Raw genomic sequence first — 19,641 nt, forward strand, 5'->3', positions numbered from 1 at the left:
CCTACCATACGCACTTCCTTTCACCCGAACTCACCGAACGTCGCGATGGTCAGCTTGACCTTGCCACCGGGAGCGGCAGGATCGTCACCGCCACCGCAAGCGGCGGTGCCGAGGACGAGGGTGGCCGCGAGCAGCGGGCCCGCGACCCTGAGGAGGCGGCGCCGGGCGCCGGATGTTGCAGGACTCATGGACTTCCTCCAGAGCTGGGATATGTAGGTGGTGCCGAGTTGCCTGTCAGGACGGGATCGACCGGTCCCGGCGCACCGCCGCCGCGGTGCACCGGGGGCTCGGTCCCTCGGAAGGCGGCTGCCCGCCTCCCGCGGCCGTCCGGGCATCGCTCGCGCCGGACGGCCGGGGTGGTTTTCCGTGCCGCCTGCCCTACGGGCCGACGACCAGGTTCACGACGGTGTTGGCCGAGTTCGCCGTGCCGCCGGTGTTGTTGATCACCCGGCTGATGGTGCCGTTGCCGCCGAGCGAGACGGTGACCATGTTGCGGAACGTGGTGCCGCTGGTCGGGACCTCGAAGGCCCGGTCGGCGACCACCGAGGGGTTGACGTTGAAGTAGCAGTAGCTGCCCAGCCCCCACGCCTGATGCGACGTCACGGTGTTGGCCACCTTGTACGCCGCGTAGCCGCGGGTGGACCCGTTCATCCAGGCCGCCTGGTTCGGCGGGTCGTAGGGCATCTCGTTCTGGAAGAAGTAGGTCCGCCCGCCGTTGCCGTTCCAGATCACCTGGTACTTCTGGTAGTGCTCGACGAACAGGCCGTAGAACGTGATGTTGTCGCCGTTGACGACCAGCCCGGTGTCGGCGGTGTTGGTGTTCCACCCGACGCCGGAGCCGTGGTCGGCGCGCCAGATCCAGGTGTGGTCGCCGATCACGTGGTGGCTGTTGACGACCAGGCTGGTGGTCGCCTTGCCGACGCCCGCGCCGCCGATGCGGAAGAACACGTCGTGCAGCGAGGTCGGGTTGGCCGCGTGGCTCGCGCTGGAGCCCGCCGGGCCGACCTGCATCAGCACGGACGAGTTCGTGGTGCCCGCGTCGATGAGGATGCCGGCGACCTTCACGCCGTCCACGTCGGCGACCGACATCGCCATGACCCCGTTGTCCGGGATGATGGTGGCCAGGCCCAGGCCCAGCACGACGGTGTCGGGCCGGGTGATCCGGATGGTGTCGTTGATGTGGTAGACGCCGGGCGTGAACAGCAGGTTCTGCCCGGCCGCGAGCGCGGCGTTGATGGAGGCCGCGGTGGCGCCGGCCTTGACGATGTGGAACTGGCCGATCGGCAGCGAGGTGCCCGCCGGGGTGCCGGCCGCCCAGGTGGTGCCGGTGCTGTTGGCCCGCAGCGCGGGCACGAACACCTGGTACGCGCCCTGGCTGTCGACGTACAGGAACGGCTTCTCGCGCACCGTCGGCGTCGCGCCGACGTTGGTGTACGGCGGGCTCGGGAACGTGTTGCCCGGCGCGCCGGAGGTGCCGACGAACACCATGTTCCAGTTCGAGCCGGTCCAGCTGCCGAACTGCGAGTTGCGCGAGATCCACTGCTGCTGGCTGCCCGAGTTCACCTGACCGTCGATCTTGACGTCGGAGAACCAGCCGCCGCTGGCCCAGCCGCCGTCGTCGAGCAGCAGGTTGCCGCGCACGTGCATGCGCCGGTAGGGCGCCGCCTGCGACACGGCCCAGCGGTCGGTGCCGCCGTTCGGGGTCACCGACAGGTTCTCCGCCCCGCGCCAGAAATTCTGGGTGGCGTTGTTCGGCGGGAACCAGTCGGCCTCCACGTGCACCGAGCCGTTGATGTTCACCGCGTCCGGGGAGAAGCCCAGGCCGAGGACCTGCGTGTAGAAGCCGACGTTGACGTTGACGTTGTAGCTGCCCGGCTTGAACATCAGCGCGTAGCGCTGCGAGCCGAACTGGTTGGTCTCCTGCCCGCTGAACACGCTGTTGAGCTGGGACTGGATGGTCGAGGCCGACATCGACGGGTCGAAGATGCGCACGTTCGGGCCGAGGTCGGGGTTGTTCGGGTTAGGCGGCACGGTGCTGGGCGACGGCTGCGGGCCGCCGACCGGGGTGAGGAAGAATGACTGCGCTCCCGTTCCGTTGCAGGTGTACTGGACCAGCTGCACGCTGTCGGCGGTGGAGGCCGCCGGCACGTCGAGGCACTTGCCGCTGTGCCGGCTGACGAAGTGGTACGCCCCGTCGGCCTCCTGCACCGCCTGCCACTGCTGGTTGTTGCCGCCGCCGTAGAGCCACAGGTGGATCGCGGCGTTGTCGGCGGTGGAGACGTTGGAGACGTCCCACACCTGGTTGACGTTCGGGCCGACGCCGACGCGGAAGTAGCCGCCGCTGGTCGAGTCGAACCGCCACTGCTGCGCCGTGGTGCCGTTGCAGGTGTACTGCTGCACCGCGGTGCCGTTGGCGGTGGCCGCCGACCGCGCGTCCACGCACTTGCCGCTGGCCTTGCTGACCACCGTGTACGTGGTGCCCGGCGTGATCGCCGCCTGCGCCGACGGCGCGCCGAGCACGACCACCACGGCCACGCCCACGCTCGCCAGCACCGACGCGGTCAGCGCCGACACGATCGCCCGGCGCCTCACGAGAAGCTCCACTTCTGGTTCGCGCCCGTGGTGCAGCTCCAGATCTGCAGGCGGGTGCCGTCGGCGGAGGTGTTGTCCTTCACGTCGAGGCAGGTGCCCGAGTACTGGTTCACGAACTGCTGCGTGGAGCTGTTGTAGGTCCACTTCTGCGAGGTGCCGGTGTGGCAGTCCCACAGGTGCACCAGGGTGCCGTTGGCCGCGCTCGGCCCGGCGATGTCCATGCACTTGCCGAGCGAGCTGAGCCGCCCGCTGGAGTCACGGGTCCAGGACTGGGCGCCGGTGCCGTTGCAGCCGTAGAGCTGGATCGCGGTGCCGTTGGCGGTCGCCGCCCCGGCCACGTCGACGCACTTGCCGCCCAGGCCGGTGATCGGGCTGGTGCCGGTGCCGCCGCCCCCGCCGCTGCCGGGCGTGCCCGACCAGGTGAACGTCGCGGTGGTACGCGCGGGCAGGGTGTAAACGAAGGACTGGTTGCCCCAGTTGACGCGGACCGACTGCGCCGAGGTGCCGCCGTTGTGCGCGATCAGCGCCTTGGAGCCGTTCGGGTTCTTCCAGGCCACGTTCTGCACGGTGCCGTTGGCGGTCGAGTCGATCCGGTACGCCCCCGGCGTGACGAACTTGGTCAGGTGGCCGGTGGTGTAGTACTCGATGGTGTAGTCGACCTGGCCGGCCCGGGAGCCGCCCTCCTGCACCGTGATCAGGCCGGTGCAGGTGCCGCAGCCGCCGTTGTGCGGGCCCATGTTCTGGTTGAGCGCCAGGCTCCACTTGACCAGGCTGCCGCTCCAGTTGCGGGCATAGTTGACGATGTCGGCCATGTCCTCGTTGTGCTGGTTGGCGATCCAGGTGCCGCCGGAGTGCTCGGTGCTGAACTGCTTGACCGCCGGGTACTGGTTGCGGACCTGGGTGCCGACGGCCGGGTCGCCGAAGTAGCCGTGCCAGGCGATGCCGCCGAACAGCGGGTCGTTGCGGACGCCGGCGTCGGCCAGGATCGGCGCGCTCATGCTGGCGTAGTCGCCGTAGTTCCAGTCGTGCACCAGCACCTTGGTGGTGATGCCCGCGGCGCGGAACGCCGGGTAGACGTGGTTCTTGGTGAGCTCGATCAGGCCGGAGGAGTTCCAGCTCATGCCCGGGTAGTTCATCGCGGTCGGGTTGCCCGCCTGGCAGCAGTTGGGCTCGTTCTGCACCGAGATGTAGTTGATCGGCACGCCGATCGCCTGGTAGCTCTGGATGTACTTGACCAGGTACTGCGCGTACATCCCGTAGTACTCGGCCTTGAGCCAGCCCATCTGGTCCATCCGGCCGTTGTCCTTCATCCAGCCCGGCGCGCTCCACGGCACGCCCTTGATGCGCAGGGCGGGGTTGAGGTTCTTGGCCTGCTGGGTCAGCAGCCGGACGTTGGTGTCGTAGCCGTTGCTGCCGAAGTCGTTGAGGTTGCAGCAGGTGTCGTCGAGCGAGATCATGCCGGGCCGGGACAGGTCCGAGGCGCCGATCGGGTTGCGCACGAACGACAGGCCGATGCCGTCGGTCGGCGAGAACAGCTTGCTCATCACCTGGTCGCGGGTGGCCGCGCTGATCGGGCCGCCGCGCAGCAGGTAGGCCGTGGTGTCCGTGATGGACGCGCCACCGCCCTCGAACTGCTGGTATGTGGTGCCTTCGTTGACGGTGACGGTGTGGTTGGCGCTGCCGCCCGCGGGGCCGAAGGCGATGTTCGCCTGCTGCTGCAGGCCGCGGGTGACGGTGCGCCCGCCGGAGTCGGAGGTGGTGGTGAGCCAGACGCTCACCGGTTCGTTGGCGGCCAGCGCGGGCTGGGCGATCACCGAGCCGCCCACCAGCAAGGCGGTGGCGGCGGTGGCGGTGATCGCGACGGCGGTGGTCCAGCCTGATCGAGGACGGAGCACGCGGGACCCTCCTTTCGACACGAGGTGGCACGCGTATCCGCCGGGCGCGCCGCGTGAGAGGGGGCGCGTCGTGACCGATCGCGTGGGGCTGTGGGCGGGCCGGGTGGCGGTGGGGCTCCCGCTTACCCGGCCCGGATGTTCCTCGGTACCCAGAACCGTCGATGTAACTGATGTAACAAAATGATCGACGGAACCGTTGACAGCAATGAAACATAAAGCTTTCTTGCCTGTCAAGGGTTGGCAATGTCCGAGAAAGACACCATCAAACACCGGTGTTTCATTGGAACAAAATGAAACAAGCGCTCTGCCTGGCGCTTCAAAGATCGAGTCAGTGCGCGGCGGCGGGCGCGGTCGAGTCGCGGATGACCAGTTCGGTGCCGAGCGAGACGTGCACCGCCTCCAGCGTGTGCCGGTCCAGCAGACGCATCAGCATGGTCACCGCCATCCGGCCCATCTCCTGCAGCGGCTGGCGCACCGTGGTCAGCATCGGCGTCGTCGCCCGGCTGACGTCGATGTCGTCGAAGCCCGCGATCGACAGGTCCTGCGGCACGCGCAGCCCGCGCTCGGCCGCCGCGGCCAACGCGCCGACCGCCATCTTGTCGTTGAACGCCACCAGCGCCGTCGGCCGCTGCGGCAGGTCCAGCAACTCCCCCGCCGCCCGGTAGCCGTTCTCCGTGTTCGGCTCGTTGACGTGCCGCACCAGCTCCGGCGTGGGCAGCACCCCGGCGTCGGCCAGCGGCGCCACGTACCCGGCCATGCGGGCGTCGTTGGCCAGCCACTCCGGCGGTCCGCCGATGATGCCGACCCGGCGGTGGCCCAGCTCCACCAGGTGCGACATCAGCCGCCGGGCACCGGCGAAGTGCGCCGCGGACACCGTCACCACGTCCTTCGGCGGCTGCGTGCGCGGATCGATCACCACGAACGGGAACTGCTGGTCGCGCAGCTGCACCAGGTGCTCGGGCGGGTCCGGCGGCAGGATCATGATGGCGCCCGCGATGCCGGGGCGCTCGGCCAGACCGGGCAGCACCGCGACGGACTGCGCTGCCTCGCCCGCGTTGAGCACCATCTGCCGGCCGTGCAGCTCGATGGTCTCCGCGATCGAGCTGACGATCAGGCCGAAGTAGTCGGTCAGCACGTACGGGCAGCGCACGAAGACGGCGCCGGTCGCGGGCGGGTGCTCGCCCCGGCGCAGCGGGGCCTTGTCGCCCCGCCGCTGCACCGCCTGCAGCACCAGGTCACGCGTGTGCGGCGCGACGTTGCCGGCGCCGTTGAGCACGCGGGACACCGTCGCGATCGACAGACCCGTCTCCGCGGCGATGTCGCGTACCGTGGCCCGTACCCCGACCGTCCTAGGCATGGCCGCACACGATACCCGTAGCCGCCACGGAGCGTAAGGACCCGTGAGCGAACACGCCATCGCCGGGCCGGCGATAGGGTGCCCGCCATGGTCACCTTCCAGGTCGACGACGTCACCCCGGCCGCCGAGGCGCTGCCGACCGTGCCGCTGGCCGGCCTGTGGCCGGACGCGCTGGCCGTCGGCGGCGATCCGGCCCTGCCCGTGCTCGCTTCGGACGGGGTGCATCCGCTGCTCAGCGCGGTCGGGCGCGCCTTCGCCGAGCACCGGCCGCTGGTGCTGTCGCCGGACGCGGTGTGGCTGACCATCGCGCAGGGCGTCGCCCGGCACATCCGCCTGCACGCCGAGGAGCTGCGCCCGCTGCTGGTCCACCACACCGGACGCAAGCGGCTCACCGTGACCGTCGACGGCCCGATGCCGCACGGCGCGCACGCGTGGCGCGACCTGTCCGGGCGGTTCCAGAAGCTGCTCGCGGCCGAGGTCGCCGACGCCGAGCTGTTCGACTGCGACTTCTCCACCAGCACCGACGAGGACCGGATCGCGGGACGGATCGTGCTGCTCGAGGCGTACGCGCCGTACTTCTCGCTGTGGCTGGACTTCATCTGCGGCATCCCGTCGATCACGCTGACCGGCACCGTCGACGACTGGCGGCGGATCCGCGCCCGGGTGGACGCGATCGCCGCCCTGGGCCTGGAGCAGTGGTGCCGTTCGCTGGCGCCGATCGCCGACCAGTTCGTGCGCGCGGCCTCGGGCGACGTCGACGTCGCGTTCTGGCGGCGCATCTACCACCCGGCGGCCGACTGCGGCGGCGACATGGTCACCGGCTGGGCCGCGCGGCTGTACCCGTACCTCGCGGACGGGGGCACCGTGACCCGGCCGAATCCGCTGCTGGCGCTGCCGCTGCACCCACCGCGGCAGAAGCGCGGGCACTCCCCGGGTACCGCCGGTATCGCCTCTGCCGACGCACCGGCCCTGCTCTCCCGGGTCATCGTCAACGTCACCGACGCGGTGGCGGGCGAGCACCGGGCGGTGGCCCTGCATGGCGGCCTCGTCGCGGTGACCCAGGACGGCGACGGAGCGCTGCGCCCGGTCGCCGGGTGGTGCCTCACCCCGGCAGCCGTCGAGATTGACGACGTGCTCGACCGGCTCGTGTGCGAGCACCAGACCACGCCCCCGCTCGGCAACACCCCCGCCGGGCCGGCCGAGCTGGCCGCCCTCTACCACCGGATCGGGTCGGCGACGCTGTTCGACGGCGGGTGGCGGATCCTGCCCGCCGACGTGGACCGAGGCATCCGGACCGGGTCGGGCCACTGGCTCATCGCGGTCGCCGAGCTGGGTGACGGGCGCTACCTCGCCGCGCTGCCCGACCACGTCGCACAGACGACGCACTGGGTGATCTGCCGCGCCGTCCGGCGGGACGCCGCCGACCGGTGGGACCTGGCGGACGATCCGGCCGACGTCCCGGTGTACGGCACCTCGCTGGCGCTGCTGCTCGCGACCGCGATGGACGGCGGCGGCGACATCACCCGCCTGGAGACGGGCCGGCTGTCCCGGCTCCCGTCCCCGTCCGGCGGCTGAACCGTCAGAACGCGGGCACGGCCGGGGACGCGGCGGCGGCCGCGCCGAGGCGGATCTCGTACGTCGGCCCGGGAAACCGGAAACCACGTGCTCGTGCCACGTGGCCTCGGCGAGCACGATGTGCCTGCCGTCGGGCGACCAGCCCAGGGGCACCAGGTCACCGCGGCCGAAGTCGTGGACGACCCTGCCGTCGGCGGTGCCGTGCACGCGCGCCCCGTCGCCGTACTCGAACACCAGCACCAGGCGCAGGTCCGGTGAGCACGCGACGACATGGCCCGCGATGCCGGCGTAGCCGCCGGTCACCGGGTCGAGCACCTGCCAGGGCCCGCCGTCGCCGGTGAACGGATCGGCCGCGCGGTAGGCGGCCAAGAGGTAGCCGGGACGGTGGCCGGCCGGCACGGGCAGCACCGGCAGCACCGGTCCGGGCGTGCCGCGGCAGGCGGCGAACAGGCCGCCTGCCGCCGCGGTCGCACCGAGCGCTCCCATCACGAGATTCCTGCGCGACAGCCCCATCCGCAGATATTACGGTGACCGATACATATCGTGCAACGGATGTTTAGGTGATCGATGTCCGGCTTTGCACGGCGCGTCGAGAGCTTCGCTTCGTGGGGCGGACGCGCGCGGCGGGATTCACCCGAGGTACGAACGCCTACCGGGACAGGTTCAGCGAGGCGATGAGGTCCTCGTGCAGCTCGAACCAGATCCGGTGGCACGAGTCGACCTCCATGCCCGTGATCCAGGCCCGGTCCTCCCCCGCCCTCGCCAGTGCGGCGGCGAACCGGCGGTGATAGCCGCCGAACCGGTCCAGGTGCGCGGTCAGCCGTGGTTCGAGCTGGTGCAGGCTGTGCGCGAGCTCGTCGAGCCAGTCCGGCACCCCGCCGCTCGACGGCGGGGCGGCCGCCGTGCCCGGGTCGGCGGACCCGAGCTGCCACGCCGTGAACGCGTGCGCCGCCTGCGTGTTGAGCGGCAGGAACGCGTCGTGTACGGCGACGACGGCGGCGCGGGCGCCGACCCGGTCGAGCTCCTCGCGCAGCCGCGCCTCGTTCTGCCGGCGGCCTGCCTCGGTGAGCGACCAGCCGGTCAGGTCGGCGAACGCGGACCGGGTGACCCACCCGTACGCCTCGGCGTCGAGCAGTTCCTCGTGGGTCTGGGCCGCGTCGAGGGCGAAGCGCGCGGCGACGGCGTCGGTGTCGGCGAAGCCCTTCAGCCGGACCGCGTGCAGCACCAGCAGATCGGTGGGCGACGGGTGCATCAGCGCTGCCTCTCGGGTCGGGTGTGTGCCGCGGTGACGGTGCCGCGGGTGCCGTCGACGGCGACGTCCGCGCCGTCGGTCAGCCGGGACAGGGCGCCGGCGGCGCCCACGATCGCCGGGATGCGGTACTCGCGCGCGACGATCGCCGCGTGGCTGAGCAGCCCGCCGGTCTCGGTGACGACGGCGGCGGCGAGCCGGAACAGCGGCGTCCACGCCGGGTCGGTGGTGCGGCAGACGAGCACGTCGCCGGGGCGTACCCGCGAGAAGTCGTCGACGGACCACACCAGCCGGGCGGGGCCGCGGGCCTGACCCGGACTGCTCGGCACACCCCTGACCAGGGCGGAGAAGGAGGGTTCCCCGCCCGGCCGGCCCGTGACCAATGTGGAGCCGCGGTCCAGCAAGCCCGTGACCCGGGTGGCTTCTGCGTCCGGCAGGTCGGTAGCCGGGACATGTTCCGCGCGCGGGGCGCTCGCGGGCGTGGCGGTGAGGGCCGTGATCGGGCGGGACTGCAGCACCCAGATGCGCCCGCCGCACTCCGCCCACTCGACGTCCTGGGGCGCGCCGAAGATCTCCTCGCAGCGCCGCCCCAGCTTCACGAGCCGTGCGATCACGGTGGGGCTCAGGCAGCCGCCGACCCGGTCCGGCTCCGGGACATCGGTGCGGGTCAGGCCGTCGGGGCCGAGGTCGAGCCGGGTGTGCTTGCCGCCGACGGACACCTCCACCCCGCCGCCGCGCGACACGGTGATCTGATCCGGTACGACGGCTCCGGAGACGACGGACTCGCCCAGCCCCCACGACGCGTTGATCACCATGGTGTCCGCGCCGTCGCGGGGGTCGCGGGTGAACAGCACCCCGGATCGCTCGGCCGCCACCAGCTCCTGTACGAGCACCGGCACGCCGGTCCCGTCACCCAGACCCAGCCGCTCCCGATAGGACCGTGCCCGTGACGTGCCGGCCGACGCCGCGCATCGCTGGATCGCGGCCAGCACCTCGGCCGTGCCCCGGACGCCGAGCACCGTGTCCAGCTGACCGGCGAAGGAGGCCGCCGCGGAGTCCTCCCCGACCCCTGACGACCTCACCGCGAACGCTCCCGGGCGCAGCCGTCGCAGTCCCGCCGCGATCACCGACGGGTCGGCCGGGCCGGTGACCACGAACCCGTCCGGCACGGGCAGCCCGTCGCGCATCAGCACCGCGAGCGCCGCGGCCTTGCCCCCGCAGCCCGGACCAGCCTCCGCCAGCGGCACCACGGCACCTGCTGCGCTCACGCGTCGCCGTCCCCGGTGAGCCGCGCGGTCACCCGCTCGCTGCGCTGCTGAGCCGCCTGCGCGGTCCGCAGGCCCAGCGCCTCGGCGATCTGCGCCCAGGTCAGCCCCTCGGCCCGGCCCACGAACAGCAGGCCCGCCTCCAGCTGGTCCAGCTCGGCGCGCGCCGCCGCGAGCAGGGTCATCGCGGCGAGCAGGTCCTCGGGCAGCTCCAGTGCGGACCGGTCGGTGGCGGCGCGCCACAGCACCTGGCGGAGCAGCGTGACGGCGTCGTGCGGCTGCCCGTCGGCCAGCCACGGCAGCCGGGGCAGGCCGTCACCGCCGCGCTCGGTCAGCCGGGCGCGCGCCCGGCTCTCGGCCTCCGCGGCGGCCCGATCCGCCGATGATCCACTCATGGCGTCAGCATGCCGTTTCAACAATCTGTTTGTCAACATCTTGTTGATGCCGCCGCGGCGACGTCGCGTCCCTTGTAGAGTGACATAACTAACCGACCGATCGGTTTTATTATTGCTACGCTGCCGTCATGAAGGCAGCGCTACTTCTCACCGGCCGGCTCGTCAACGCCACCTCGCTCGCCGTCCCACCGCTGGGGCGGCACATCGCGTACACGCTCTTCTTCCGGCCCGCCGGCCGCAGCCGGGTCCATCCCCGAGAGCAGGCGGTCCACGCGGCCGCGACCGTCGGGCGGGTGGATCTCGACGGCGTCCCGGTCACCACCTACGCCTGGGGCGACGGCCGCCGGCCCGTGCTGCTCCTGCACGGGTGGAGCTCGCGCGGCTCCCGCTTCTCGCGCATGATCACCGGTTTGCTCGACCGCGGCCTGAGCCCGGTCACCTTCGACGCGCCCGGACACGGCGACTCCGGCGGCACCTCGACGAACCTGCTGCAGTACGAGCGGATCATCCGCCTCCTGCAGGAGCGGCACGGCGACTTCACCGCGATCGTCGCCCACTCGTTCGGGGTCCCGTGCGCCTTCCACGCGCTGCGCACCGGCGTCCGGGCCGGACGCCTGGTCGCGGTCAGCGGACCGGCCGAGTTCGACCACCTGATCACCGAGTTCAGCCGGCAGCTGCGCCTACGGCCCGCGCTGGCCGAGCACCTGCGCACCCGGTCGGTCCGCGACCTCGGCGTGGCCGACGCCTGGGAACGGTTCTCCAGCACCTTCGAGCCCGGGTCGGTGACCGTGCCGCTGCTGATCGCGCACGACGAGGACGACGACGTCGTCGAGGTCGGCCACGGCCGGCGCATACACGCGGCGTACCCGGGATCGGAGCTGCTGATCACCAGCGGGCTCGGGCACCGCCGCATCCTCGGCGATCCGCGCATCGTCGACCGGGTGAGCAGCTTCCTCGACGCCGAGACACCCGCCACGACACACTGACCCCGGCCGAGCGCCCCCGAGAACGCGCAACCGGCACGGCGAGCGCCCGGCGACGCCGCCTCGCATATACGTTGGCCTATCTCATCGACCATTTGCAGATCAAAGTCGATGAGATAGGCCAACGTCCACGCAAGACGGGCGGGCGCGGGCAACGTCTACGCGTGACGGAGCCGGCGTGGCCGACGTCCGCGCAGCACGGGGCGGCGCGGACCCCGTTCGGTCCGCGGTGCTCAGCAGATGCGGGGCAGCGGGTCGCCGACGAGCAGGTCCATGATGCGGGTGCCGCCGAAGCGGGTCCGCAGCAGCACCAGCTCGGCCGGGTCGGCGTCGACGCGGCCGATCACCGCGGCCTGCTCCCCCAGCGGATGAGCCCGCAGCGCCGCCAGCGCCACGTCGGCGGCCTCCGGCGCGACCACCGCGACGAACCGGCCCTCGCAGGCGACGTAGAGCGGGTCGATGCCGAGCAGCTCGGCCGCCCCGCGCACCGCCGGGCGCACCGGGACCGACTCCTCGTCGACCACGATGGTCACCCCGGCCGCGCGGGCGACCTCGTTGAGCACCGTGGCCACCCCGCCGCGGGTCGCGTCGCGCATGCCGCGTACGCCCGCCCCGGCCGCATCCAGGAGCACCGCGGTCAGCTCGTGCAGCGGCGCGGTGTCGCTGCTCAGGTCGACCTCCAGGTCGAGGTCGCCGCGGGCGATCAGGACGGTCATCCCGTGGTCGCCGACCGGCCCGGACACCAGCACCACGTCACCGGGCCGGGCGTTGCCGACGGTCAGCTCGGCGTCGCGCTCGCGTACGCCCACCCCGGCGGTGGTGATGTAGCACCCGTCGGCCTGCCCGCGCCGGACGACCTTGGTGTCCCCGGCGACGATGCGCACCCCGGCGGCCTGCGCCGCGGCCGCCATCGAGGCGACGATGCGGGTCAGGTCGGCCACCGGGAAGCCCTCCTCCAGGATGAACCCGGCGGACAGGTAGAGCGGCCGCGCGCCCGCCACGGCCAGGTCGTTGACCGTGCCGTTGACGGCGAGCTCGCCGATGTCGCCGCCGGGGAAGAACAGCGGCGAGACGACGTACGCGTCGGTGGTGAAGGCCAGCCGCGCGCCCGCCACGGTCAGCGCCGCCGCGTCGTCGAGCGCGGCGAGCTGCGGGTTGTCGAAGGCCTCCAGGAACACCGCCTCGACCAGGCTCTGCGTGGCCTTGCCGCCGGCGCCGTGGGCCATGGTGAGCCGCTCCTCGCGCACCCGGGCGCGGGCCCGCCGGGCGCGGGCGACCCGGTCCATGACCAGCTCCTCGGTGATCTCCGCGCTCACCGGGAGGTCACCTGCAGCAGCCGCTGCCGGCGGAACCGGCCGAAGTTGTAGTACGCCGCGCAGGCGCCCTCGGGCGAGACCATGCAGGTGCCGATGGGCGTCTCGGGTGTGCAGGCGGTGCCGAACACCTTGCACTCCCACGGTTTGAGCACGCCCTTGAGCACCTCGCCGCACTGGCAGGACTGCGGGTCGGCGACGCGTACGCCCGGCACGTCGAACCGGCGCTCGGCGTCGAAGTCGGCGTACGCCTCGGTCAGCTTCAGCGCGGAGTGGGAGATGAAGCCCAGGCCCCGCCACTCGAAGAACGGGCGCAGTTCCAGCACGTCGCCGAGCACCTTGAGCGCGGTGGTGTTGCCGTCCCAGGGCACGACCCGGCTGTACTGGTTCTCCACCTCGCAGCGGCCATCGGCGAGCTGCGCGAGCAGCATGTCGATCGAGTGCAGGATGTCCAGCGGCTCGAACCCGGCGACGACCAGCGGCTTGGCGTACTGCTCGGCGATGAACCGGTACGGCTCGCAGCCGATCACGGTGGACACGTGGCCGGGGCCGAGGAAGCCGTCGAGGCGCTGGTCGGGCGAGTCCAGGATGGCCTTGATCGCCGGGATGATGGTGACGTGGTTGCAGAAGACGGAGAAGTTGGACAGGCCCTCCGCCTTGGCCCGCAGCACGGTGACCGCGGTGGACGGCGCCGTGGTCTCGAACCCGATCGCCATGAAGACGACCTGCCGGTCCGGGTGCTGGCGGGCGATCTTCAGCGCGTCCAGCGGGGAGTACACCATGCGGATGTCGGCGCCGGCGGCCTTGGCGTCCAGGAAGGAGCCGTCCCCGCCGGGCACCCGCATCATGTCGCCGAACGAGGTCAGGATGACCTCGGGCCGCCGCGCGATGGCGATGGCGTCGTCGACGCGGCCCATCGGGATGACGCAGACCGGGCAGCCCGGCCCGTGCACCAGCTCCACCTGCTCGGGCAGGTAGTCCTCCAGCCCGTGCTGGTAGATGGTGTGCGTGTGCCCGCCGCACACCTCCATGAACTTGTAGGTGCGGCCCGGCTCGCAGCGGGCGGCGATCCGGGCGGCAAGCGCCCGCGCCTGTTCCGCGTCACGGAACTCGTCCACGAAACGCATCGCTTTGACCCTTCAGTCGATCTTCGAGCTCTGCAGCGCGGCCAGCTCGTCGGCGTACGCGTTGCCGATGCTCTTCAGGAAGTCCATCGCGGCCCGCGCCTCCGCCTCGTCGATCTTGGATAGTGCGAAGCCGACGTGGATGAGCACCCAGTCGCCCTCGCTGACCTCACCGGGCTCCAGCAGCCCGATGTTGATGGCGCGGCGGACGCCGCTGACGTCCACCTGCGCCAGGTCCGGCCGGTCGGTCATGATCTCCACGACCTCGCCGGGAATGCCGAGGCACATACGCTCAGGCCCTCAGGTCGACGAGGTGCAGTTCCTCGAGGATCAGGTCGTCGCCGCCGGTGACCACCACGTCGGCGCTGCCGCAGTGCGCGCAGACCGGCAGCATGTCCATGGACTGCTCGTGGCGGCCGCAGGCCGAGCACGCGACGTGGGCCGGCACGCTCACCATGTCGATCTCCGCGCCGTCCGCGGTCGTGCCCGTCGCGACGAGCGCGAAGCCCTGCTTGAGCGCCGGCTCGGCCACGCCGTGCCGGACGCCGATGCGCACCTTCACCCGGTTGACCTGCCGGCCCTCGGCACGCTGGGTGACCGCCCCCAGGATGCTCTCGCACAGTCCAATTTCATGCATTTCTGCCTCCTTTATCCCGTTTACCCAACGCGGCGGCGACCGCTGCGGAAACGAGGCGGAGCGACTTTCCCTGGCGCCCGCGGCCCGGTTGTCGCGGCCGGATCACCTGGTCGCGAGGCGGGTGTCCGGCGGCGGGAGGCGGCGCGGTGCCGCACGGCACAGGCGGCGGCGAGCGCCGCGCCCACGCGGGGAGGGTAGACTGGAACCAAGATCCAGAATCGTCGATTTCTTTACCGCCCTACTGGTCGGGGTCGGCGATGGCGCGCCACGCAGGCGCAATACCGACGCGTCGGCCCCCGCCCGGGGCTTCGCGGCGTCGTGACGCTCTCCGCTCACGGAGACGGCGGCTCGACCGGCTCTGGCGACAAGGGCCCAGGAGCGAAGAATGACGAACACCGCCACCATGACGATGCCCGCGTACTGGCATCCCGACCCGCCGCACCGCGGCTCCGACGGCGCCGAGGCGCGCCGGCTCGTGGCCGCGCTCGGCCCGGGCTTCAACGCCCGCACCGTACGCGTACTGACCGAAGGCGACCTGGTCGCGGTGCACGGCGTCCACGACGACGCCGGCGTGGCCCGCGCCGGGTTCGACGTGTTCCGCATCGACGACGGCCGGCTCGCCGAGCACTGGGCCGCCCACCAGGCGGTCGTCGCCCGGACCGCGAGCGGCAACGGCCAGACCGACGGCCCCGCCGACGTCACGCGGCCGCAGCAGGGCGCCCGCAACGGCAGGCTCATCGGCTACCTGATCGACACGATCGTCGTCGGCCGCAAGCACGACCGGCTCAAGCACTTCTTCGTGGCGAACCTGATCCAGCACGACCCGCTCGTCGACAACGGCGTGAAGGCGCTCGCCGCCGCCTGGCAGGCGCCCGGCACGGCGTACGAGCGCCGGCACCTGACCCTCGCCGACGGCGAGTTCGTGCTGACCGTGTCCACCGGGACCGTGCGGCACGCGCCGCGCGTGTTCTACGACCTGTTCCGGGTCGACCGGGGCATGGTCGTGGAGCACTGGAACGTCACCACGGAGCCCGGCGCGCTGCCCGCCGCCGCCCCGGCGGCGCCCACGGAAGGACAGGACTCATGAAGCCGCACGTCGGCGCACCCGACCTGATGGGCCTGGTGCCCGGATCCGCGCAGCGCGCGCAGCGGCTGCGCCTGCAGCACACGCGCGGCGGCGCCGGGTTGCTCGACGGCGGCTGGTGGCCGTACTCCGCCGATCCCGCCGAGGAGCTGCCCGGGCTTGTCATGGCCATCGACGAGATCCACGGGCCGGTCGTCGGCCTGTCGCTCGGCGACGCCGGCTGGCATCCCCAGCCGGCCGAGCTGCACGTCGGCGGTCGCCGGATCGGGATCGACTACCACGCCAGCCAGCCCGCGAGCCTGCTGACCGCGCTCTGCGCGGACGGGCAGCGGGTGGACCTGCTCGTGGTGGCGCCGCAGACCTCGTGGGACCTGGCCGCCAAGGCGATGCTGCAGGCGGCGCAGACCGGCAACCGGGTCGCCGCGCCGCACATCATGCCCGCCGTGGAAGAGGCCCACGCGTCCCCTCGCTGACGGGACGTCTGCGCGCCCTGTGCGACGGGGCCGCCGCCGGATGCACACGGTCGGCGGCCCCGTCGCCACGCGCACTGCTCACATGTTGCGGATCTTGAAGTAGCGCTTCATGTCCGGGAACGTGCGGACCAGCACCGCGACCACCCCGGCCGCGACCAGCCCCGTCACCACCTGCTTGAGCTTCATACCCTCACCCCCTCCGTTTCCTCACCGAGCAGCGAAGCGGTCTCCTCGTCGAGCGCCGCGGCCGCGCCGGCCGCGACCGGTGACGCGGGCTCCGCGGCGAGCAGCTCGGCGGGCAGCGGCTCGGCGCCGGACAGCGCGGCGTGGCCCGCCGCCCACAACTCGCGCACCAGCGCCGCGGCGGTCGCCACCGCCGCCGCGACCGGCGGGCTCAGCCCCATCCGCTCGCTCAGGTCCAGCGGCTCGCAGCCGACCAGCAGCACCCGGCCGGGCGCGCTGCCACAGCTGTCCAGCAGGTCCAGCACCCGCTGCGGCTGCATGCCGTGCGGGTCCACCAGCACCGGCCCGGCGTCGGCCCGCCGCTGCGCCCGGTCGGCGGCGCTGATCTCCAGCAGCCGCACCGTGCCCGGCGCGTCGCCCCGGCAGTCCACGTCGATCAGCACCGTCGCGTCGTAGCCGGCCATCAGGTCGTACGCCAGGTGCACGCCGCGGATGCCGTAGTCGGCCAGCCGCGCCCACGCCGGGCACGGCTCGGCCGCCAGCCGCTGCGCGACCGCCACGCCGAAGCCGTCGTCGCCCAGGAAGACGTTGCCCAGCCCGGCGAACAGCACCCGCCGCGGCGCGACCGGACCGGCCACCTCCACGACCAGCTCCGGCCTGCTCATGCCGACACCACCGTGACCTCCTCGGGGGCGAAGTAGCGGAAGCGTCCCTGCAGGACCTGCAGGTCGACGCCCGGATCGTCGTCCAGCGTCACCGCCAGGTGCGTCGCGCCGTCCACGTCGCGCAGCACGGCCCGCACGGTGGCGACCCGGCCGGCCAGGAACATGTCCTGCGCGTCGCTGCGCCGGCCGGTGCCCGGATGCAGCCGCACCCGGCTCCCCCGCCCCACCGCGACGCCGTCGATGACCACGGTGTCCGCCTCCGGGTTCACCGAGGCGTCCGCGCCCGGGTCCCACCAGGGCCGGTCGGTGGCGAAGACATCCGCCTCCGGGGCCGGGCGCAGCTGCCGGATCGCGCCGTGCAGCCGCTCGAACAGCTCCGGCGGCAGCGTCTCGGCCCGGCCGAGCACCGCGCGGCCCCGCGCGTCGGTCGCCCGCACCTGCGCCTTCTCCTCGTCGGTGAGGGTGAGGGTACGCAGCACCAGCAGCTCGTCGATCTCGGTGGAGTCGAACATGTCACCGGGGCTCTCCGGCGCGACGGCCGGGTGGTCGTACAGGATCACCGGCGCGGACAGCATCACGTCGCGGCTGCCCTCCGGCCCCAGCAGCACCGGCCAGGTGCGGACGTGGTGGCAGTCGCGCACCGCGGGCATCGCCCACTCGGGCGGGTCCAGCAGCGACACGAACGCGCCCTCGGTCACCGCGAACACGCTGTGCGCCGCGATCAGCGAGTGCCGCAGCGCCTCCGGCCGCTCCAGCGCAGGACCGCCTTCGGCGTTAGGAAGGTGCCCTTCCTCTACGGAAAGCGATAAGAAGGTGCCCTTCCTTGCTTCGGTGTGGTTGGTGACGGTGGCGGTGAGGCGGAGCAGGCCGTACGGGCCGGGCAGCAGCTCGGCCCGGAGGCGCAGCTCGCCGTGCAGCGGGTTGCGGGTGCGGCGCAGGCGCAGGGAGCCGGTGACCTGTTCGAGGTCGACGCCGCCGGGGACGGCGAAGGGCTCGGTGTGCTCGGTCGCGCCGACCAGGTCGGCGGGGGCGAGCACGAGGTCCACGGACTGCTCGACGGTCTCGTCGAAGTGCAGGTACGCCACGCCGTCCGCCTCGGCCTCGGCGACCTCCTGCCAGCCGTCGCCGGTGGCGCGCTCGACGGTGCGGGTCTGCGCCTGCAGGAAGCGCAGCCGCCAGTGCAGCCGGGCGCCGATCTGCGGCTCGACCAGCAGCTGGGTCTGGCACCAGGTGTGCTCGCCGAGCGCGTCGTCGGCGTACGCGGGCGGCACCAGCACCCCGAACTGCCAGCGCAGCCGGTTCTTCGCGGCCGACGCGCGGTAGGGGTACAGCAGGTAGCCCTCGTAGAGCACGGCGTCGGCGACCGCGCGGGCGTGGGCGAACGGGTCGGTCACCGTGGTGTCGGACACCGGGGCTCCTCCTCGGGCAGGCGGGTGAGCAGGCCGGCCAGCGCCTCGTCGGCGGTGGGGATGGCGTGGCGGGCCTGGTGGCGCAGCAGCGCGTCGACGGTGTCGCGGCGCAGCCGCAGCCAGGCCGCGCCGGGGAAGTAGAGGTCCATCAGCTCGCGCCACACCGCCACGGGCAGCGCGTACGCCGCCTCGCGGTCCCACGGCACGCGCCCCACCCGCACGCCGTCCGCGTCGCCCGGCCCCGGCGCGGTGAACATGGTGCCGCTGAACAGGATCGTCATCGGCACCGTGCCCTCGGCCAGCGCGTGCAGGTACTTGCCCAGCCCCGGTTCGAGGTCGTAGGTGCAGGGCACCATCAGGTCGTACTCGGTGCGGCCGGAGAAGCCGGGCACCGTCGCGGCGACCGTGGCGAAGTGCAGCGCCTGCATGCTGGTCGCCCAGCGCTCCGGCGCGCCGAACACGCAGTCCAGGCCGCCTGCCTCGGCGGGCGAGTACTGCCGGGCGCGGGGGTCGATGCGCAGCTGGCAGCTGAGCACCAGCGCGTGCACGCGTACGCCCTCCGGCGCGGTGACGCCCAGCCGGAACCGCAGCGTCGGCGCGGCCGCCCAGGGCTGCGGGCGCACGTCCAGGCAGGAGAAGGCCAGCTCAGCCACCGGCCACCGCCGACCCGGCGGCCACCGGGACCGGTGCGGGCACGGCGCGCTCGCGCACCCCGGCGAGGAACCCGTCGATCGCGGCCCGCGCCTCCTGCCCGCCGTCGAAGCCCCGCCACAGCGTGCGCACCAGCCCCACCAGCCGGTAGCAGGCGTCGATCGGGACCGCGTGGCACTGCGGCCCGTCCGGCCCGGCGTGCACCAGCAGCGCCATGACGTCGGCAGGCAGCGCCGCCGTGTACGGGTGCCGGGCCAGCAGCTTCTCCCACACCTGCGGCGGCAGCTGCGACTCGGCCGCGCCCGCCGGGCTCGGGTAGAGCGCCACCGGCCGCCCGAGCGCGCTGTCGACGAACACGAACGCCAGCCGCACCGGCACGTCCAGCGCGGACCAGTCCGCCTCGGACAGCGGGAAGTCCGGCAGCGCCACGTGCTCCCGCGGCACCGCGACGAACCGCCGGACCGGCGGCCCGTCCGCGCCTGCGGCACCGGCCCCAGGGCCGTCGGTGACCCGGCCCTCGGGCGCGGCCGGAGCGGCGGCGGGCCATGATGCGGCTCCGGTCGCGGACGCCGGGCCTGGGACGAAGAGCAGGTAGCAGGCCTGGCAGGCGCAGGGCAGCGAGCGGTTGAGCACGTCCGCCAGGTGGTCGTGCTCGGCCGGGATCGGCACCGCGCACAGCTCGCAGCGTTCCGGCGCCGCCCGCGCGGGTGCGGCGGGCGGCGCGGCCAGGTACCGCCGCAGGATCGCGCTCACGCGTGCTCCTCGCCGCGGCCGGGGCCCGGCGGCGCGAT

Annotated in this window: 19 protein-coding genes; 4 read left to right on the forward strand and 15 right to left on the reverse strand. The window is 72.8% G+C overall.

Features of this window, described 5'->3' with window-relative positions; translation table 11 throughout:
- Positions 1 to 20: 20 nt before the first annotated feature.
- The 4 genes from AB0J67_RS00590 to AB0J67_RS00605 form a co-directional block, all read right to left on the reverse strand.
- A complete protein-coding gene (locus AB0J67_RS00590; protein WP_363474720.1) occupies positions 21 to 188 on the reverse strand; it encodes a hypothetical protein in 168 nt (55 codons plus the stop codon).
- A gap of 190 nt (positions 189 to 378) precedes the next feature.
- Positions 379 to 2,592 (reverse strand): RICIN domain-containing protein, encoded by a 2,214-nt coding sequence (locus tag AB0J67_RS00595; RefSeq protein ID WP_363474722.1) that lies wholly within the window; start codon positions 2,590 to 2,592, stop codon positions 379 to 381.
- Positions 2,589 to 4,487: an RICIN domain-containing protein gene (locus tag AB0J67_RS00600; RefSeq protein ID WP_363474724.1), complete on the reverse strand. Its 1,899-nt coding sequence runs from the start codon at positions 4,485 to 4,487 to the stop codon at positions 2,589 to 2,591. The genes AB0J67_RS00595 and AB0J67_RS00600 overlap by 4 nt, the downstream gene beginning before the upstream one ends.
- Before the next feature lie 328 nt (positions 4,488 to 4,815).
- On the reverse strand, positions 4,816 to 5,844 hold the full coding sequence (locus AB0J67_RS00605; protein ID WP_363474726.1) for a LacI family DNA-binding transcriptional regulator: 1,029 nt from the start codon (positions 5,842 to 5,844) through the stop codon (positions 4,816 to 4,818).
- Between the two features lie 87 nt (positions 5,845 to 5,931).
- On the opposite strand from AB0J67_RS00605, the gene AB0J67_RS00610 reads away from it, so the two are divergent.
- On the forward strand, positions 5,932 to 7,419 hold the full coding sequence (locus AB0J67_RS00610) for a DUF4419 domain-containing protein (RefSeq protein WP_363474728.1): 1,488 nt from the start codon (positions 5,932 to 5,934) through the stop codon (positions 7,417 to 7,419).
- Between the two features lie 649 nt (positions 7,420 to 8,068).
- Here AB0J67_RS00610 and AB0J67_RS00615 read toward each other — a convergent pair.
- The 3 genes from AB0J67_RS00615 to AB0J67_RS00625 are packed head-to-tail and all read right to left on the reverse strand — an operon-like array spanning position 8,069 to position 10,328.
- Positions 8,069 to 8,671, reverse strand: coding sequence for a transcriptional regulator (locus tag AB0J67_RS00615; RefSeq protein ID WP_363474730.1), 603 nt, complete (start codon positions 8,669 to 8,671; stop codon positions 8,069 to 8,071).
- Positions 8,671 to 9,936, reverse strand: coding sequence for a PEP/pyruvate-binding domain-containing protein (locus tag AB0J67_RS00620; RefSeq protein ID WP_363474732.1), 1,266 nt, complete (start codon positions 9,934 to 9,936; stop codon positions 8,671 to 8,673). The genes AB0J67_RS00615 and AB0J67_RS00620 overlap by 1 nt, the downstream gene beginning before the upstream one ends.
- Complete coding sequence (locus AB0J67_RS00625; protein ID WP_363474734.1) at positions 9,933 to 10,328, reverse strand: DNA-binding protein; 396 nt, start codon at positions 10,326 to 10,328, stop codon at positions 9,933 to 9,935. Before AB0J67_RS00625 ends, AB0J67_RS00620 begins: the two co-directional genes overlap by 4 nt.
- A gap of 128 nt (positions 10,329 to 10,456) precedes the next feature.
- Between AB0J67_RS00625 and AB0J67_RS00630 the strand changes: the two genes are divergently transcribed.
- Complete coding sequence (locus tag AB0J67_RS00630) at positions 10,457 to 11,314, forward strand: alpha/beta hydrolase (protein ID WP_363474736.1); 858 nt, start codon at positions 10,457 to 10,459, stop codon at positions 11,312 to 11,314.
- A gap of 230 nt (positions 11,315 to 11,544) precedes the next feature.
- On the opposite strand, the gene hypE is transcribed toward AB0J67_RS00630, so the two are convergent.
- The 4 genes from hypE to AB0J67_RS00650 are packed head-to-tail and all read right to left on the reverse strand — an operon-like array spanning position 11,545 to position 14,385.
- On the reverse strand, positions 11,545 to 12,627 hold the full coding sequence (gene hypE / locus AB0J67_RS00635; RefSeq protein WP_363474738.1) for a hydrogenase expression/formation protein HypE: 1,083 nt from the start codon (positions 12,625 to 12,627) through the stop codon (positions 11,545 to 11,547).
- Positions 12,624 to 13,751, reverse strand: a complete 1,128-nt coding sequence (hypD, locus tag AB0J67_RS00640; protein WP_363474740.1) for a hydrogenase formation protein HypD — start codon at positions 13,749 to 13,751, stop codon at positions 12,624 to 12,626. The genes hypE and hypD overlap by 4 nt, the downstream gene beginning before the upstream one ends.
- Before the next feature lie 12 nt (positions 13,752 to 13,763).
- Positions 13,764 to 14,036: a HypC/HybG/HupF family hydrogenase formation chaperone gene (locus AB0J67_RS00645; RefSeq protein ID WP_363474742.1), complete on the reverse strand. Its 273-nt coding sequence runs from the start codon at positions 14,034 to 14,036 to the stop codon at positions 13,764 to 13,766.
- Between the two features lie 4 nt (positions 14,037 to 14,040).
- Entirely contained in the window at positions 14,041 to 14,385 is a 345-nt protein-coding gene (locus AB0J67_RS00650) for a hydrogenase maturation nickel metallochaperone HypA (protein ID WP_363474744.1), read from the reverse strand.
- A 385-nt stretch (positions 14,386 to 14,770) separates the two neighbouring features.
- On the opposite strand from AB0J67_RS00650, the gene AB0J67_RS00655 reads away from it, so the two are divergent.
- Complete coding sequence (locus AB0J67_RS00655) at positions 14,771 to 15,472, forward strand: nuclear transport factor 2 family protein (protein ID WP_363474746.1); 702 nt, start codon at positions 14,771 to 14,773, stop codon at positions 15,470 to 15,472.
- Entirely contained in the window at positions 15,469 to 15,942 is a 474-nt protein-coding gene (locus AB0J67_RS00660) for a DUF5994 family protein (protein WP_363474748.1), read from the forward strand. The genes AB0J67_RS00655 and AB0J67_RS00660 overlap by 4 nt, the downstream gene beginning before the upstream one ends.
- Before the next feature lie 182 nt (positions 15,943 to 16,124).
- Here AB0J67_RS00660 and AB0J67_RS00665 read toward each other — a convergent pair whose 3' ends face one another.
- Genes AB0J67_RS00665 through AB0J67_RS00680 form a run of 4 tightly spaced genes read right to left on the reverse strand, consistent with a single transcriptional unit; the run spans position 16,125 to position 19,603 of the window.
- Positions 16,125 to 16,790 (reverse strand): hydrogenase maturation protease, encoded by a 666-nt coding sequence (locus AB0J67_RS00665; protein WP_363474750.1) that lies wholly within the window; start codon positions 16,788 to 16,790, stop codon positions 16,125 to 16,127.
- Positions 16,787 to 18,199 (reverse strand): hypothetical protein, encoded by a 1,413-nt coding sequence (locus tag AB0J67_RS00670; protein ID WP_363474752.1) that lies wholly within the window; start codon positions 18,197 to 18,199, stop codon positions 16,787 to 16,789. Before AB0J67_RS00670 ends, AB0J67_RS00665 begins: the two co-directional genes overlap by 4 nt.
- A complete protein-coding gene (locus AB0J67_RS00675) occupies positions 18,181 to 18,852 on the reverse strand; it encodes a DUF6084 family protein (RefSeq protein ID WP_363474754.1) in 672 nt (223 codons plus the stop codon). Before AB0J67_RS00675 ends, AB0J67_RS00670 begins: the two co-directional genes overlap by 19 nt.
- On the reverse strand, positions 18,845 to 19,603 hold the full coding sequence (locus AB0J67_RS00680) for a DUF5947 family protein (protein ID WP_363474756.1): 759 nt from the start codon (positions 19,601 to 19,603) through the stop codon (positions 18,845 to 18,847). The genes AB0J67_RS00675 and AB0J67_RS00680 overlap by 8 nt, the downstream gene beginning before the upstream one ends.
- Between the last annotated feature and the right edge of the window lie 38 nt (positions 19,604 to 19,641).

The organism is Catellatospora sp. NPDC049609, assembly GCF_040675365.1.
GTDB lineage: Bacteria > Actinomycetota > Actinomycetes > Mycobacteriales > Micromonosporaceae > Catellatospora.